Here is a 15,778-nt window from a genome sequence, read left to right as displayed (position 1 = left end):
TGTTAGCGGGTCGAAACTGGGGCGCGCCGCTTTCCCTTTGACGACCCGGCACATGGCCCCGCCTGCGTGTTTGCGCTGCGCCCGTGCTGAAGGCTAGAAACTATGAGTGAATATTTCCAATCGATCCTGATGGGCTCGCTGCTCACAGTGGCCGTATCGCTGGCGTCGGTGTTTACCGCCACCATCCTGGGGCTGCTGGGTGCCAGTGCCAAGCTCTCGGGCAAGCGGCCCCTCGTGTGGCTGGCCACGCTCTATACCTCCATCGTGCGCGGCATTCCCGAGCTGGTGATGATGCTGCTGATCTTCTACGGCGGCGCCATCGGCCTCAACACCTTGCTGGAGAAGATGGGCAGCGACCAGAGCGTCGATCTGAACCCCTTCATTGCCGGTTCACTTACCATCGGCTTCATCTACGGCGCCTACATGACTGAAACCTTCCGGGGTGCGATCCTGGCCATTCCCAAGGGCCAGATGGAAGCAGCCTGGGCCTTTGGCATGAGCCCGCTCAAGACCTTCATCCGCATCACCCTGCCGCAGATGGTGCGCTACGCCCTGCCCGGCTTCACCAACAACTGGCTGGTGCTCATCAAGGCGACCGCACTGGTAAGCCTGATCGGCCTGCAGGACATGACCTATCTCGCCAAGCAGGCCAGCGCCGCCGCGCGCCAGCCGTTCATCTTCTTCCTCTTTACCGCCGCTTTGTACCTGATCTACACCTCGGCCTCTCTGTGGGCGCTGCGCCGCCTCAATGCGCGCTACAGCCTCGGAACGGAAAAGGTGCAGTTATGAATTGGGAAGTCATCTTTCAGCCGGACACCCTGGCCCTGTACGGCGAGGGCCTCATCACCACACTCAAGCTGCTGATTGCCAGCCTGGCGATCGGCGCTGTCCTTGCCTTGCTGGGCGCGCTGGCCCTGGTGAGCCGCTCCTGGATACTGCGCAAGACCGTAGGTGCCTTCACCTACTTCATGCGCGGCACGCCGCTGCTCATTCAGGTGTACCTCATCTACTACGGTTTTTCGCAGCTTGAATGGGTGCAGGCCCGCTGGGATGCAGTCTGGCCCTGGACCTACTTCAAGGAGCCGTTCTTCTGCGCGTTCCTCGCCTTCACACTGAACACTGCCGCCTACACGGCGGAAATGCTGGCCGGCTCCATCCGCGAGACCAGCAAGGGCGAAGTGGAAGCCGCCCGCGCCATGGGCATGAGCCGCTGGCAGCTGATGCGCCGCGTTGTCATGCCCAGCGCCATTCGCCGCACCCTGCCCGCCTACAGCAACGAGGTGGTAATGATGCTGCACTCGACCAGCCTCGCATCGACCGTACCCTCGCTGGTGGATCTGACCGGCGCCGCCAGCCGCGTGTATTCCGACTACTACCTGCCGTTTGAGGCCTATATTGCCGCAGCCGTGGTGTACCTGTGCATCACCTTCATCCTGATTGGCCTCTTCCGCATTGCGGAGCATCATTTCCTCGGGTATCTGGCCCCGCGCAAGGCCTGAGCCAGGCTTGCAGAAGAAAATAGAATTCGAGCATTGTTATGAACGCATCCAACTACAAACTGCAGGCGCTGGACATCCACAAGAGCTACGGCAGCAACGCCGTGCTCAAAGGCGTCTCGATCAACGCCTGCCCTGGCGACGTGATCAGCATCATCGGCAGCTCCGGCTCCGGCAAATCCACGTTCCTGCGCTGCATCAACCTGCTGGAGCAACCGCAGCAGGGCCGCATCATCGTGGCGGGCGAAGAGCTGAAACTGCAGCCCGCCCGCAATGGTGACCTGAACGCGGTGGACGCCAAGCAGCTGCAGCGCCTGCGCACCAAGCTGGCCATGGTGTTCCAGCACTTCAACCTGTGGGCACACATGACGGTGCTGCAGAACATCATTGAAGTGCCGGTCCATGTGCTGGGGCTCGGCAAGGACGAGGCCGTGGCGCGCGCCCGCAAATACCTGCAGCTCGTCGGCCTCGAAGGCCGCGAAGACACCTACCCCGGCCACATGAGCGGTGGCCAGCAGCAGCGCGTGGCCATTGCCCGCGCCCTGGCGGTGGAGCCTGAGGTGATGCTGTTTGACGAGCCCACCTCCGCGCTTGATCCCGAACTGGTCGGCGAAGTGCTGCGCGTGATGCAGGTGCTGGCCCAGGAAGGCCGCACCATGCTCGTCGTGACGCACGAAATGGGTTTTGCCCGCGAGGTGTCGAACCACGTCGTCTTCCTGCACAAGGGCGTGATCGAAGAGCAAGGCAACCCGCGCGAAGTGCTGGCCAACCCCAAGAGCGAGCGCCTGGCTCGCTTTCTGTCGGGCAACCTCAAATAACAGCCCTGCGCCTCGGTGGTGGTGCGCCTGTCATGCACGCCACCCGGTGTGCAGCTGTTGCAGGCTCGCCGACCAGGCCCTGAAAATACCTGGCCGCAGGGTGCCCGGGCGCCGGATACCAAGGCCATACGGGCTACCGGCTCTTGTGGATGTTCCTCCGGATATCACTCCATCTTTCCCAGACCCGCAGCATTTCCAAAACGATCACGCAAGCGGATCATGGAATCGTCGTCTCTGAACGAGGTGGGTATTTTCAAACGCTGAAACCACACCCAGGCGTTGCCTTGCGGCTGTCCACAGTTCAAATCCGTTCCCTGGCTTCCCTGGCGCAGTGTGCAGCGCTCCTTGCCATTGGCGGTCGTCACCGCATCACCATCGACCCTGACCAGTTTCAGCGTCTTGCCAATGAACGGCAGATACCATTCACCCAGCATTCGCTCGGCAAAGCTGGCGGGCGTATCCATTTGCAGGCGACGAATGCGCACCGGTGCCTCCCCTGGCAGCTTGATCTTGCCGTCATCCCACCAACTGGTCTCGGTTGCAGGAGGCGCAGCGCTGAATTCAATTTGCGCATCTCCTGCTTCGGCCTTGACCTGCGCGGGCTGGGTGGGGCCTCCCATGCTTTTTCCGCCCGCGTATTCACGCAACGGGATGACAGCCAGCGAGGCACGAGAGTCTGCGCCTTTGGTTCCGTATGCGGCACTGCCCATATGGAAGGTAGGCTGCCCATCTGCCCGGTAGTTGAACACCTGCAGGATGGCGGTCTCGCCCTGAATATCCAGTGCCAGACCGCGCCCGGGCTTGCCGGTAATTTCATCCTCCACCATCCAGGTGCCGTTATAGGGCATGAGCGTGCTGTAGACCGTCGTTTTCTGGCAGGAGATCATGCAGGCCTCAAACGGGGCGCTTGCCCCTTGAAAACTCTGCTCGAATGAATCTCTCAGGCTAAGACGTCCAGTAGGGCCACCCAAACCGGCAGAGACCCAGTAGTAGGCGCCGCGCGTGCGCCCCATCAAGGACACGTTGGCGGGCTGGTCGCCCCCCACACGCGCAGACCCGAGCACTTCCTCTGCGGCAAACCAAAGGCGCAGGGCATCGACCTGCGGTGTTTTCACATCGGGCCACTCATCCACCTTCGTGGGGATGGCCTTGCAATCGAGCTGCGCCGATGATCGGATGCGATGGCATTCAAAATCCTGAAAAGGCTTGTAGCTCAGGTAGCTGGTCATGGGGTAAGCCTGCGACAGCCTTGCCATTGCCACGCCATCTTCTCGGCGCGTCATTGTGACGGCCCAGTCATACGCCACCGCACCGCCCTCATCCATCGCCAGCACCCGCGACGTTCTATAACCCAGTTGCGCGAGCGGATTGACCAGGCTGACCTCGTTGCTGTCGATCAGAAACCGCTCGATTGCCACGGCAGGCTCTCCGGGAAACTGCACGGTGCCTTTCAAGCCATTGCGAAAGCTCACGGTCACATCCCCTACGGATTGCTCTGCCGCCGCATCCCGTGCCGAGCTGCCAAAGCTGCGTCCACCTGTGTAGCGTATCAGCGGAGCGGTAATGGTGTCGCCATCCAGCTGCCCGGTTGCCATGTGGAACGTGGCATCGCCGTTTTTCTCGTACCCGAATACCTGCATGAAAAAGGTATTGCCTTGCACATCGATCGCCAGACCCCGCCCGGGTTTGCCATCGACCTCGCTGCTCACGACCCAGGTTCCCGATTGCGGCGTGAAGTTGCGCGCCGCCCATGTGGGCGCGCACGGCAATGCCACGCAAGACACCAGTACGATGGAGCGCAAAGTAGATGTAAGGGCTGCCATGGTGACTGTGTCTCCTCTGTTGTTTTAATCAGGGAACAGTATAGGTGCCACGTTCTCCCGCGCTCGCCACCGCCGGGGATACAACAGCCACGCACCGCTATTGCGGGCTCTCCATTCCGTGCCGCAGAACACCGGGCGGCTGTTGCGCCATCTTCAGGGTGAGCTTGCGCAAAGCCGTGCCGTTGGCATATCCCACGCGCCGGGCGACGGCGTCCACAGACAACTCGCCCTGCGCCAGCAAGCGCTGCGCATGGCGCATGCGCACCGTATTGACCAGTTGAAGCGGAGCAGCCCCCGTGCTGGCAGCGATGCGGCGCGAAAGCGTGCGGCTGGTCATGCCCAAGGTTTCGGCGGCCTCGGCAATCGTCGGAACATGGGGCAGGCGTGCTTCGATCAGCGCCTCAAAGCGCATCGCAGTGTCGTCCTCGCTGGCATGCAAATGCTCCCATACGCGATAGCGCGCCTGCGAACTGCGGCTGTCCACCAGCAGGTAGCGCATGACATGCTGCACGACGGCCTCGCCAGCGGCGCCGCCTACCGCCTGCTGCACCAGATGCAGCATCAGATCCGCCTGCGCCATGGCGGCACCGGCGCTGATGACACGGTGGTCCTCGACCAGCATCCGGTTTTCATCGAACAAGGCCTTGCCAAAGTGGCGGCGTACAAAATCTCCCAGGCGCCAATGCGTGGTAGCGCGCCTTCCATCCAGCAGCCCGGCCATACCCAGCAGCAACACCCCCGAGCATGACGCGGCAACCACGCCGCCTGCCGCATGATGGGCGGCAGCCAATCCGGCAAACGCCTGCGCGTCAGGCTCCTGCATGCGCCAGAGCAAATGCGACTCGGCATAGCGCTCATTGATCGTGGCGCCCCCGGGCAAACCACCGCCGATGCCTTGCGGTGCAGATGCATCGAGCCCGATGCCAGGAATCACCAATACCGCATCGGGAGCCATCTTCAATTGCTCCACCGGAGTCGCCGCCAGGGCCATGCCGCCCGAAAGCGCGACCTGTGGCCGAGCGCTGGCAATCTGCCATGCCACACGCTCCGCAGGGGCACCGCAGCGCTGGGCAAAGGCCAGGATGTCCAAACTGGCACCTACGCTACCGGCCAAGGTGCCATCTGCCACTAGGATGATGAAATGGGCCATTACTCGTCTAATTTGGATTCTTATTGATCATTTTAGACAAATCAGTAGCATCCTGGAAATGAAAACGTCTGCGGCTTCCCCGACCATGACCTCCATTGCCACATCCACCCCTGACAGCTCCCTGCGCCACCCTGTTGCCATTGCGCTCGCCCTGTCGCTGGGCGCCGCGATTGCGCTGGGCATATCGCGGTTCTCGTACGGCCTGCTGCTGCCGCCCATGCGTGAAGACCTGGGCTGGTCGTACTTTCTGGCGGGCGCCATGAACACCGGCAACGCCGTGGGCTATTTTGCGGGGGCGCTGATGACGCCGTTCCTCATGCGGCGCATCGGCGCATGGCGGGTGCTGATGGCCGGGTCGCTGCTGGCGGCCGTATTCATGCTGGTATCGGGCTGGGTCACGGGTACAACAGCACTGATGCTGCAGCGCGTGCTGGCAGGTGCTGCCAGTGCCTGGGTGTTCATTGCAGGCGGGGTGCTTGCGGCGCGGCTGGGTTCGCTGTTTCCAAAGCGCGCAGGCTTTCTGATTGGCCTGTACTACGGCGGCACCGGAATCGGCATCGCGCTGTCGGCGCTGCTGGTACCGGCAGCGCTGCAGGCCGCAGCCAACCACGCTGTGCCACACAGCTGGCAGTGGCCCTGGATCGGCCTGGGCCTCGCGTGCATGCTGGCCGCTGCCGTGATGGCCATGCCCGCCCGCCGCGTTGCCGGTGGCCTGCCAACGGCTGTGCCAGGCACCGGCCAGGGCTTTGCGCTGCACGAATTCGGCTTCGGGCTCTCTGGCTACTTCATGTTTGGCGCAGGCTACATCGGCTACATGACATTCATCGTCGCGCTGCTGCGCCAGCAAGGCATGTCCGGGCCCCAGATCACGGGTTTCTACACCGCGCTGGGCCTGGCGGTGCTGGCCAGTTCACGCATCTGGGCACGCATGCTGGACCGCTTCAAGGGTGGTGAATCGCTGGCCATTCTGTGCCTGGTGCTCGCCGTGGTGACGGTGCTGCCGGCACTCACCAGCGCGACGCCCGTGGTCTTTCTGTCGGGCATGGTATTTGGTGCGGTGTTCCTCTCAGTCGTGGCATCCACCACCGCACTGGTGCGCCACAACCTGCCGCAAGCGGCGTGGCCCGCCGGCATCAGTGCCTTCACCACCATTTTTGCGCTGGGCCAGATCGTGGGGCCATCCGTGGTTGGCTGGGTGGCAGATGGAGCAGGCGGCCTGCAGCGCGGCCTGCTGGTATCAGCCGCATTCTTGCTGCTCGGCGCCATGCTTGCCTGGCGGCAAAAGCCCCTGGCCCACGCGGCAGGTGGTTGAGCGAGGCCACAGTTTCTATACTTTTCATAGCATCCAGCGCCTGACAGACAAGCGCCAGCTTCCATTTTCCGCACCAAATGACGCTCACCCTGGCTCAGCCACCACCGGGCGGCACACGAAAGTTCTCGGTGATGCGCTGCTCGGCGCGCTCCAATACCCGGGCCAGCCTGCGCAGCCATCCGGTGCCAACACGCGGCGGCAAGCCACTGGGCACCTCGTCCTGCACGTCGCCCGCCGAATCACCCCGCAGATCGCTCCGCGGGTCGGCCTCGTCAGGCGCATTGCCATCGCGCAGGCCCTGCCCGGCGTCCTTGTCTGAAAGAAGAGAAGAATGGTTCATGGTTGTCCGATGCTCGGGCCTGGGCTAACATCTGTAAAGTTGAATTAACTGACCAGTCAATTCACAAATCCTGATGTCAATCCCATGCGCAACCTGAACCTTGACCAACTGCAAACCCTGGTGGCCATCGCCGATCTGGGCACGTTCGCAGCAGCCTCTCAGGCCTTGCATCTGGCGCCGCCCACCGTCAGCCTGCACATCAAGGAGCTGGAGGCACGGTTGGAAGCCACGCTGGTTGTGCGCGGGCGGCGGCAGGCAGCACTGACTCCCGCAGGCCACGCCCTGGTCGATGGCGGCCGCAAGCTGCTGGCGGCGAGCGAAGACCTGGTCGAGCTGGTGCAGCGCCGTGCCAGCGGGCGGGAAGGTCTGGTGCGGGTGGGCGTATCTGCCGGGGTGAGCACCCGGCTGCTGCCGCTGGTGCTGCAGGCCCTGAGCGAGCGCAACCCTGGCGTCGAGGTACGGCTGGAAGCCGTTGGCTCGGCACAATCGATGCAGCGCCTGCAACTGGGCTCGCTTGACATTGCCATCGTCGCCAGCCCACAGCCTGCAATGGCCGACATCGTGCTCACACCCTGGCGCGCCGACCCCATGGTGGCCTTGCTGCCCGCCGCGTGGGATGCCCCCGAGCAGGTCACCGCGCAATGGCTGTCGGAGCGGCGCTGGGCATCGTTTTCGGCCCCCACGCAGATGCATGGCCTGATTGCCTCCTGGTTTGGGCAGGCGGGCTACCGGCCTCGCCCTTTTCTGGCGCTCAGCTATCCCGGCGCCCTCAAGAGCCTCGCCGCAGCCTGCCAGAGTGCCGCCCTGCTGCCGCTGGAAGAAGTGGAAGACCAGCGGCATGCCCCGGAAGTGCAGATCCGCCACCTGTACCCGCCCCTGATCCGCCCCATGGCCGTGGCGCACCGGCAGTTGAGCACGCCCAATCCGGCTGTGGACGCCGTTCGGACCGTGCTGGCCGAATTTGGCCAGTTGTAGAAAACACCAGCCCCAGCACTGCAGGCGACAGCTCCGTCGCCTACCTGCGCCGACAATGCCTGCTCCGCCCAAACCAGCCCCTTCCTATGGACACCCGCCAAGCCCTCGATACCCGCGCCATCGGCCTGATGCTCGTGCTGTGCCTCATCTGGAGCGGCCAGCAGATCGTACTCAAGGCCACCGCGCACGATGCGGCCCCGATGATGCAGATCGGCCTGCGCTCTGGCATTGCCGCCATTCTGGTGTGGTTGTGGATGCGCTGGCGTGGCGAGCACATCCAATGGGGCGACGGAAGCTGGCGTCCGGGCCTGTGGGTCGGCACGCTGTTTGCGCTGGAATTTGTGCTGGTGGGCGAAGGCCTGCGCCACACATCGGCGGCCCACATGGTGGTACTGCTCTACACCGCCCCCATCTGGGCCGCGCTGGGCCTGCACATCAAGCTGCCCCAGGAAAGGCTGGCTCCGCTGCAGTGGCTGGGCATCGCGCTTGCCTTTGCCGGCATCGCGGTCGCCTTTCTGTGGCGCAACGGTGCAACTGGCGCAAGCCAGGGCAGCAACATGGGCGCCATGCTCTGGGGCGACCTGCTCGCCTTGCTGGCGGGTATGGCATGGGGCGCCACCACGGTCGCCATCCGCACCACGCGGCTGTCTGCCTTGCCTGCAGCGCAAACGCTGCTCTACCAGTTGGTGGTGGGCTGCGTGGTGCTGGTTGCCGTTGCGATCGGCAGTGGGCAGGGCCGCATCAACCCCACACCTGCCTTCTGGGCCAGCATGGCCTTCAACGCCCTGCCCATGGCCTTTGCCAGCCTGCTGACCTGGTTCTGGCTACTGCGCACCTACCTGGCATCACAACTGGGCGTGCTCACCTTTCTAACCCCTATCTTTGGCGTCATCCTCGGCGCCTGGCTCCTGCACGAACCCATTGAACCCGGCTTTGTAATCGGTGCACTGATTGCGCTTGCCGGGGTGATGCTGGTGAGCGGGTATGGGTGGATTGCCGGGCGGCGGTAGCCTGCCTGTGCCAGGCCCGCACCTGCCAATGCCTCTCGACAAGTGGCCGCATCACTGGCCTTGTTCACTGCCCAACCCACACGCTGTATGCCACACCCTGGTACTGGAACTGAGGGTAAGTGGCGATGACCTGATCGCGCTCCTGGGCACTGGCAGTGTAGAAATAGCGGCCCGTCTGCCGGTTCAGGAAGCGAAACACGGCCTGGGTTGCGGAGCTTTCGCCCGCTTGCGCCCACCAGGCCACGCCCTCGTCACTGAACACGGCGGGGTTGGCCCGCATGCCGTCGCGCTCGGAAGTGCTCACGGTGTAGACGTGTGATGCGTTCTGCTGGTTGTAGAAGCGGTAGACCGGTGCGAGGCCTGCGCCCGCCTGCTGGCTGTACGCATAGAAGGCCACGCCTTCATACTGGAAGGCGGGGAGTGCGGCGATCACTGCGTCGCGCTGCGCCACACTGGCCGTATAGAAGTGGGCGCCGGTCTGGGCGTTGTAGAAGCGGAAGATGGCGCTGCGGCCATGGCTGTCGGTGGCAAAAGCCGCTACTTCGGCAAAGAGCCATTGCTGGATGGCGGGGAACACCCGGTCAAAGCGCGCATAGTTGTTGAAGCCCCCGGCATTGGTGCACGAAGCCGAGCCATTGGAGAGCATGCCGGTGAGCACGCCGTTGACAAACAGGGCCGAGCCGCTGCTGCCGCCTTCGGTCATGCCCTGGCTCCACTGCACGCGGTAGTAGTTCTCGCCCATGGCATCGCTGGCATAGCAGGTGAAGACGCCCTTGCCCGGCTTGCAGTCGGTGCTGCCCACCACACTGCCAAAGCTGATTTTCTGCAGGTCGCCACGCGGGTGGTGCACGCCCACCACGGCAGCGCCCTTGGTCACGGCATTGGCATCCCATCCTGCGAACACGGCACCGGCAGGTGGGGTGTCGTTCAATACCAGCAAGGTGGCATCGGGGGTGGCCGATGTGTACAGCAGCCTGGCCCCGCCCTTGAGGGTCTTGCTGGCCGAGGACAGCAATCGGCTGTTGCAGCTGGGCGTGCGGTAGAACCAGAAGGTCTGCAGGCTCGATGCGGCGGCCTGCGAGCTGATGCAGTGGTTGGCCGTCATGAAGTATGGCGTGCCGCTGCCTGTGCGGTCATTGAGCAAGGTGCCGGTGCACAGGAAAGCGCCGTCGGCGTTCATATAGAGCATGCGGGCCACGGCATCGCGCTGGCGGGCATAGGCGTCGTAGCAGGTGGAATCCAGCGTGCAACTGGCGGCGTTGTTGAGCTTGGCCTGCAATTGCGTGCCATCGTCGATCAGGGCGAAGATGTTTTCATAGATGTGCACAAGGCTTGGAATGGACACTTTCACGTCGCTGGGCACTGCACCGGCACGCAGCTGGATTTCCACCGTCAGCTCGTTGCCATCCACCGCAGGCGTCCACCAGGTGCTTGCCGCTGCCGACACCTCTCCCGCCTGGCTGTTGTTCTGCAGTACCCGTGCAATGCCCTGGCCGGATATTTCGAATGCCCCGTCACGGTCATCAGGGGCATAGACACGAATGGTGGCATTGTCTGGCAAAGAGCCGATCTGCAGGCCTGCGCGCAGGCCGAACGCATCATCGGAGACAAAGCTCACAGCCGCCACCAAGCCACCATCACCCGACGCCTGCCACTGGAGCAAGGCGCCCGTGGCCTGTGCCGTGCCGGTGGGGGCGGCTGCCCGGCGGGCGCCGATCTGCACCACATCGCTGCGCACCGCCGCTGCCTTGGGCGCCACCCAGGCACCCAGATCAACCACTGCTGGCACCGGGGCCAAGGCTTGGTGCCTTTGCACAGTGGCCTGCTTGGCCATATCCGCAGGCTGCACACGTGCAGGCACGCTTTGCGCCTGTGCAGCGCCCGTGCCAATACATAGCACCAGGGCCGCCAATGCGGCGAAAAAGGTTTGCGTGCAAGCACGGGAAGAGCGAGCCATCGGGCGATCTCCGGAAAAGGAAAAATTGAATCACTCGATGGTACTGATAGTTTTTATAAAAGTAAGTACGTATGCCGATGAATTGACTTTCGTTTATGAAGATTTCAATAGAATAGATTTTGTTAATTTTGAAAAAATTTGAATCTCAACCATTGATGAATGTGCATGGTTGAATGCTTATGCATTAGCCAATAAGGTATAGAAGATAAGCATTTGCTCACAAAACATACATTTTTGCTCTGTGCCTTGCGCGTGTATGGCCTGTTTCCCTCATCTGTCACGCAAACGATTCGCCCTGGACGATTGCCCGTTGAAAACTCTCATCGCACTGCCATAGTGAAAAACATGCGCAGAAATGGAGGCAGGCATCGCCCGCCTTGCCCCTGGGCATGCTGCGGTGGCAGGTAGAGGATGTGGACGCAATGCCGGGGAAAAGGGCTTTTCTGAAGGCCTTGCGCAGGTTGCGCTCGGAGCAGCTGCGCCATCGGACTGCACGAGCTCCAAAAAAGCGGACGCGGCAATGCCACAGAGCGGCAGCATCTCGCATACAGCCTTCCTCTCCGCGCTCGCTTCCCTGGCCCCAAAGCGGCGTTCGCAGCTGCGCAATGGCTACCGGTGCGGATCGACCCGGACCTACACCACCAGCTCGATCAGGAAGGGGCCAGGCCTGCCAAAGCTGGCGCGCAGCAGGTCGCTGCAGGCCTCCATGGTGGTGGCGCGGGCAGCCTCCACCCCCATGCCGTTGGCAAGCGCCACCCAGTTGATGCCCGGGTTGCCCAGATCCAGCATGCCCATGGCCGTGGGGCCCGGGGTGGCGCCCACGTTCCTGTACTCCCCGATCAGGATGTTGTACTTGCTGTTATTGAGAAGGATGGTGGTAACCGGCAGGCATTCGCGCGCCTGCGTCCACAGCGCCTGCAGGCTGTACATGGCCGAGCCGTCTGCCTGCAGGTTGATGACGCGCCGCTGCTTGCGCGCCCCCAGTGCAGCACCGGTGGCCACCGGCATGCCGTCACCAATGGCGCCGCCGCCCAGGTGCAGCCAGTCGTGCGCAGGTGCAGCAAAGGTATGCGGATAAAAGCCCCGGCCGTACGAAATGGATTCGTCCGACACAATGGTGCCTTCGGGCATCAGCGCCGCCACAGTCTGGGCCACGCCTTCGGGCGTCGGGGCGCCACGGGCTGCCTCGGGGCGCGGGCCGGGATCGGGAATCGCCACCGCAGGCGCGCCCAGCGCATCGGCCAGAATACGCAATGCCTCGGTGGCGCTTTGCTCCGGCCGGGCCAGGGTGTGCAATTGCGCCGTGGCCGGGTATTGGGTGGATGGCAGGCCCGGGTAGGCAAAAAAGCCCACCGGCGGCTTGGCGCCCGCCAGAATGATGTGCTCGAACCGCGCCAGCGCCCCGATGGCCGCTTCCATGCCGTAAGGCACGCGTTCGATCTGCAAGCGCCCTCTTCCGCGCTGTACGTGGGCGCAGACGTAATCGAGCATGAGGGCTGCGCCCGTGGCACTGGCCACGCGCCAGGCCTGCTGCTGGCCTTCTTCAAAGGCTGCATCTCCTGCCAGCAGCAGCAATGCATGTTGACCGCTGCGCAAGGCCCGGGCGGCGCCTTCCACGGCATGGGGATCGAGCGGCGCGGGCTGGGGCATGGGCAGTGCGCTGGCCACTTCGCCGCCCTCGCCCCAACTCGTATCGGCCGGGAGGATAAGGCTGGCAATCTGGCCTGGAAACGTACGGGCCGCGCGCACGGCCAGCGCGGCATCGCGTCCCACATCTGCGGGTGTGCCAGCCGTATGCACCCAGGCCGACACCGTACGCGCCAGGGCCTCGGTGTCGGCGGTCAGTGGTGCATCGAGCGGTCGGTGGTAGGTGGCCTGGTCGCCCACGATATTGACGATGCCGCTGCGCGCGCGCCGCGCGTTGTGAAGGTTGGCCAGCCCATTGGCAAGGCCGGGCCCGCAATGCAGCAAGGTGCAGGCGGGTTTGCGCGTCATGCGGTAGTAGCCATCAGCCATGCCGGTGACGATGTTCTCCTGCAGGCCCAGCACGCATTGCATGCCGGGCACCTGGTCCAGCGCAGCCACAAAATGCATCTCGCTCGTGCCCGGGTTGGCAAAGCAGGTGTCGATACCTGCTGCCAACAAGGTCTTGACCAAACTTTTTGCGCCGTTCATGGAAAAGCCGCTCCGTCTCTGTGATCGCTGTGCCGTCATTGTTGCGGACGGTACGGATCACGGCAGTCACGCGAATGCCATGAAACGCTATGAATAAAATAGCTTATGGCGCTTTACCAAAGGGCACCAAACAGCTGTTTCACCTCAAAACTTCGGGATTTTTTACGCAGACAACTCGCTCTGCGCACTGCGGTGGCAATGCAGGCCTTACCAGACGATGGGCTCCGGCTCCAGCCGGATGCCAAAGCGCTCATACACGCTGGCCTGGATGGCCCGCGCCAGGGTGACCACCTCGCCCCCCGTCACGCTGTTATCGCCCTGCCCCAGATTGACCAACACCAGCGCCTGCCGGTCGTACACGCCCGCCTTGCCGATGCTCTTGCCGCGCCAGCCACAGGCATCGATCATCCAGCCTGCAGCGAGCTTGACGCTGCCGTCCAGCATCGGGTAATGCACGATTTTGGGCTCGCGGGCGATGATGTCTTCGCACACCTCGCTGCTCACCTGCGGATTCTTGAAAAAGCTGCCTGCATTGCCGATGGTTGCCGGATCGGGCAGCTTGGCGCGGCGAATCTCGACCACCCAGCTGAAAATATCCTGCGCCGTGGGGTTCTCTACGCCCTTTTCCGCCTGTTTGCGCGTGAGGTCCAGGTAGCTCAACTCAGGCTTCCAGTCCTTGGCCAGGCGCAGGCGCACGCGGGTGATCACCGCCCTGCCGGCAAGGCCCATGCCGCGCGGTGCCGTGGTGCCGGTGGCGCGGGCAATCATGGTCAAGGGCATGGTTTCGGCAGGTGCGTGCTTGAAAACCGAGTCACGGTAGCCAAAAGCACATTGGGCTGCGTTCAGGCTGAAGCTCTCGCCATTGGTCAGGTCCACGGCATCCAGCGAATCGAAGCGGTCCTGCAGCTCGATGCCGTAGGCGCCAATGTTCTGCACGGGCGCGGCACCTGCGGTGCCCGGGATCAGCGCCAGGTTCTCCAGCCCGGGGTAGCCCTGCTCCAGGCTCCAGGCCACCACGTCGTGCCAGACCTCGCCTGCCCCGACCTCGATGATGTAGTGCCTGTCCGTCTCGGCAACCAGGCGCTTGCCCATGATTTCCATCTTGAAGACCGTCGGCTCCACATCGCCGGTGATGACGATGTTGCTTCCGCCCCCCAGCACCACCACCTGGCGGCTCGCGCCCAGGGGCGGGCCGGCCAGAAACTCACGGATATCCTGTTCGGATTGCACGCGCACCAGATTCATGGCGCGGGCCATGATGCCAAAGGTGTTGTATTGCTGCAGCGGGGCATTTTTCTCGACTAACATCGGTAGATTGTCGCACTTGTAGCGACCCACGCAGGCAAGCTTGCCTGATCTGCAAGGAGAGTATGTATGCCATCGTTTGACACGGTTTGCGAAGCCGACTTCGTCGAGGTGAAGAACGCTGTCGAGAATTCGGCCAAGGAAATCGGCACCCGTTTTGACTTCAAGGGCACATCGGCTGCCATCGAGCTCAAAGACAAGGAAATCACCCTGTTCGGCGACGCCGACTTCCAGCTCGTGCAGGTTGAAGACATCCTGCGCAACAAATTGACCAAGCGCAATGTGGACGTGCGCTTCCTCGACAAGGGCAGCGTCCAGAAGGTGGGCGGCGACAAGGTCAAGCAGGTCATCAAGGTGCGCAACGGCATCGAGCAGGAGCTGGCCAAGAAAATCCAGAAGGCCATCAAGGACAGCAAGATGAAGGTGCAGGCTGCCATCCAGGGCGACGCCGTGCGCGTGACCGGCGCCAAGCGCGACGATCTGCAGGCGGCCATGGCATTGTTGAAGAAGGAAGTGACGGACGTGCCACTGTCCTTCAACAACTTCCGTGACTGAGCCACAGCCTTTGGCCACGGCAAAGGCAGGCAGCTGGCAAGGGCTCCTGCCTTTTTCTTGATACTTCACTATATATTTTATAGCTATAAATTCAATAAATACAAGCGTTAACAGCTATTTGATCATGAACCCTCCGCACCGCTTTGCCCGCGCCGCCCGTGCCGCCTTTTGCCAGGCACTCTTGGCGCTGGCCTGCGCGGGCGGTGCCGCCAACGCGCAGGAGGCGGACGAAGCCCCCAAATCTGTTGCACTAACCGGCATTCTGGGCAACAAGGCCCTGCTCGTGGTAGATGGCGGCGCCCCCAAGGCGGTGGAAGCTGGCAGCAGTTACCAGAAGGTGCAGGTCGTCAGCGTGAAGGATGGCGAGGCCCAGGTGCGCATTGGCGGCCAGCCCCTCACCCTGCGCCTGGGCGAATCACCCGTCAGCGTGACAGGTGGCACCCTGCCCTCCAGCAACACAGGCCGCATCGTGCTGATGGCCAACCCGCAGGGCCACTTTCTGACATCCGGCATGATCAATGGCAAGAGCACACGCTTTCTCGTGGATACCGGAGCAACGACCGTGAGCATGGGAATGAGCGAGGCGCGCAAGCTGGGCATTGACCACAGCAAGGGCCGCGCGGTACGCATGGGCACGGCCAATGGCGTGGCACAAGGCTGGTACGTTCAGCTGGCCAGCGTGCGCATCTCCGATGTGGAGCTGCGCAATGTGGACGCCGTAATTGGCGCAGGTGAGATGCCCTACGTGCTGCTGGGCAACAGCTTTCTCAACAGTTTTCACATGACGCGCATTGGCCCGCAGCTGACGCTGGACCGGGCGAAATAGAACTGCGCATTTGGCGGTGCTGCAGCGCGCGCAGGC

14 protein-coding genes are annotated in these 15,778 nt (G+C 63.0%); 8 read left to right on the top strand and 6 right to left on the bottom strand.

Annotated features, from left to right (window positions below):
- The first annotated feature begins 102 nt into the window (after window positions 1–102).
- Genes ACH2DG_RS17655 through ACH2DG_RS17645 form a run of 3 tightly spaced genes read left to right on the top strand, consistent with a single transcriptional unit; the run spans window position 103 to window position 2,314 of the window.
- Window positions 103–789: an ABC transporter permease gene (locus ACH2DG_RS17655; protein ID WP_224152235.1), complete on the top strand. Its 687-nt coding sequence runs from the start codon at window positions 103–105 to the stop codon at window positions 787–789.
- Window positions 786–1,499 (top strand): ABC transporter permease, encoded by a 714-nt coding sequence (locus ACH2DG_RS17650; protein ID WP_395027715.1) that lies wholly within the window; start codon window positions 786–788, stop codon window positions 1,497–1,499. The genes ACH2DG_RS17655 and ACH2DG_RS17650 overlap by 4 nt, the downstream gene beginning before the upstream one ends.
- Window positions 1,500–1,537: 38 nt before the next feature.
- Window positions 1,538–2,314: an ABC transporter ATP-binding protein gene (locus ACH2DG_RS17645; protein ID WP_395027714.1), complete on the top strand. Its 777-nt coding sequence runs from the start codon at window positions 1,538–1,540 to the stop codon at window positions 2,312–2,314.
- Between the two features lie 164 nt (window positions 2,315–2,478).
- Here the strand turns inward: ACH2DG_RS17645 and ACH2DG_RS17640 are convergent, their stop codons facing one another.
- Together ACH2DG_RS17640 and ACH2DG_RS17635 are read right to left on the bottom strand one after the other, a co-directional pair.
- Window positions 2,479–4,137, bottom strand: a complete 1,659-nt coding sequence (locus ACH2DG_RS17640) for a hypothetical protein (RefSeq protein ID WP_395027713.1) — start codon at window positions 4,135–4,137, stop codon at window positions 2,479–2,481.
- Between the two features lie 97 nt (window positions 4,138–4,234).
- Window positions 4,235–5,287: a GlxA family transcriptional regulator gene (locus ACH2DG_RS17635; RefSeq protein WP_395027712.1), complete on the bottom strand. Its 1,053-nt coding sequence runs from the start codon at window positions 5,285–5,287 to the stop codon at window positions 4,235–4,237.
- Between the two features lie 85 nt (window positions 5,288–5,372).
- Between ACH2DG_RS17635 and ACH2DG_RS17630 the strand changes: the two genes are divergently transcribed.
- The gene (locus ACH2DG_RS17630; protein ID WP_395027711.1) at window positions 5,373–6,599 is read left to right on the top strand and encodes a YbfB/YjiJ family MFS transporter; all 1,227 of its coding nucleotides are present in this window, start codon (window positions 5,373–5,375) and stop codon (window positions 6,597–6,599) included.
- A 94-nt stretch (window positions 6,600–6,693) separates the two neighbouring features.
- Here the strand turns inward: ACH2DG_RS17630 and ACH2DG_RS17625 are convergent, their stop codons facing one another.
- Window positions 6,694–6,939: a hypothetical protein gene (locus tag ACH2DG_RS17625; protein WP_395027709.1), complete on the bottom strand. Its 246-nt coding sequence runs from the start codon at window positions 6,937–6,939 to the stop codon at window positions 6,694–6,696.
- A gap of 84 nt (window positions 6,940–7,023) precedes the next feature.
- Here ACH2DG_RS17625 and ACH2DG_RS17620 point away from each other — a divergent pair, with 84 nt between their 5' ends.
- Together ACH2DG_RS17620 and ACH2DG_RS17615 are read left to right on the top strand one after the other, a co-directional pair.
- Window positions 7,024–7,914 (top strand): LysR family transcriptional regulator, encoded by an 891-nt coding sequence (locus tag ACH2DG_RS17620; RefSeq protein WP_395027707.1) that lies wholly within the window; start codon window positions 7,024–7,026, stop codon window positions 7,912–7,914.
- Window positions 7,915–8,000: 86 nt separating this feature from the next.
- Window positions 8,001–8,924, top strand: coding sequence for a DMT family transporter (locus tag ACH2DG_RS17615; protein WP_395027705.1), 924 nt, complete (start codon window positions 8,001–8,003; stop codon window positions 8,922–8,924).
- A 64-nt stretch (window positions 8,925–8,988) separates the two neighbouring features.
- Here the strand turns inward: ACH2DG_RS17615 and ACH2DG_RS17610 are convergent, their stop codons facing one another.
- The 3 genes from ACH2DG_RS17610 to murB form a co-directional block, all read right to left on the bottom strand.
- On the bottom strand, window positions 8,989–10,881 hold the full coding sequence (locus ACH2DG_RS17610) for a trypsin-like peptidase domain-containing protein (RefSeq protein WP_395027704.1): 1,893 nt from the start codon (window positions 10,879–10,881) through the stop codon (window positions 8,989–8,991).
- 633 nt (window positions 10,882–11,514) lie between these two features.
- Complete coding sequence (locus ACH2DG_RS17605; protein ID WP_395027703.1) at window positions 11,515–13,056, bottom strand: acetolactate synthase large subunit; 1,542 nt, start codon at window positions 13,054–13,056, stop codon at window positions 11,515–11,517.
- A 207-nt stretch (window positions 13,057–13,263) separates the two neighbouring features.
- Window positions 13,264–14,364, bottom strand: a complete 1,101-nt coding sequence (gene murB, locus ACH2DG_RS17600; RefSeq protein WP_395027702.1) for a UDP-N-acetylmuramate dehydrogenase — start codon at window positions 14,362–14,364, stop codon at window positions 13,264–13,266.
- A 66-nt stretch (window positions 14,365–14,430) separates the two neighbouring features.
- Between murB and ACH2DG_RS17595 the strand changes: the two genes are divergently transcribed.
- Together ACH2DG_RS17595 and ACH2DG_RS17590 are read left to right on the top strand one after the other, a co-directional pair.
- Complete coding sequence (locus ACH2DG_RS17595; RefSeq protein WP_395027700.1) at window positions 14,431–14,916, top strand: YajQ family cyclic di-GMP-binding protein; 486 nt, start codon at window positions 14,431–14,433, stop codon at window positions 14,914–14,916.
- Between the two features lie 124 nt (window positions 14,917–15,040).
- Window positions 15,041–15,742, top strand: coding sequence for a TIGR02281 family clan AA aspartic protease (locus ACH2DG_RS17590; protein ID WP_395027699.1), 702 nt, complete (start codon window positions 15,041–15,043; stop codon window positions 15,740–15,742).
- The last annotated feature ends 36 nt before the right edge of the window (window positions 15,743–15,778 follow it).

The organism is Comamonas odontotermitis, from assembly GCF_040396735.1.
Taxonomy (GTDB): domain Bacteria; phylum Pseudomonadota; class Gammaproteobacteria; order Burkholderiales; family Burkholderiaceae_C; genus Comamonas; species Comamonas odontotermitis_C.
This window is presented reverse-complemented; position numbering and strand designations above follow the sequence as displayed.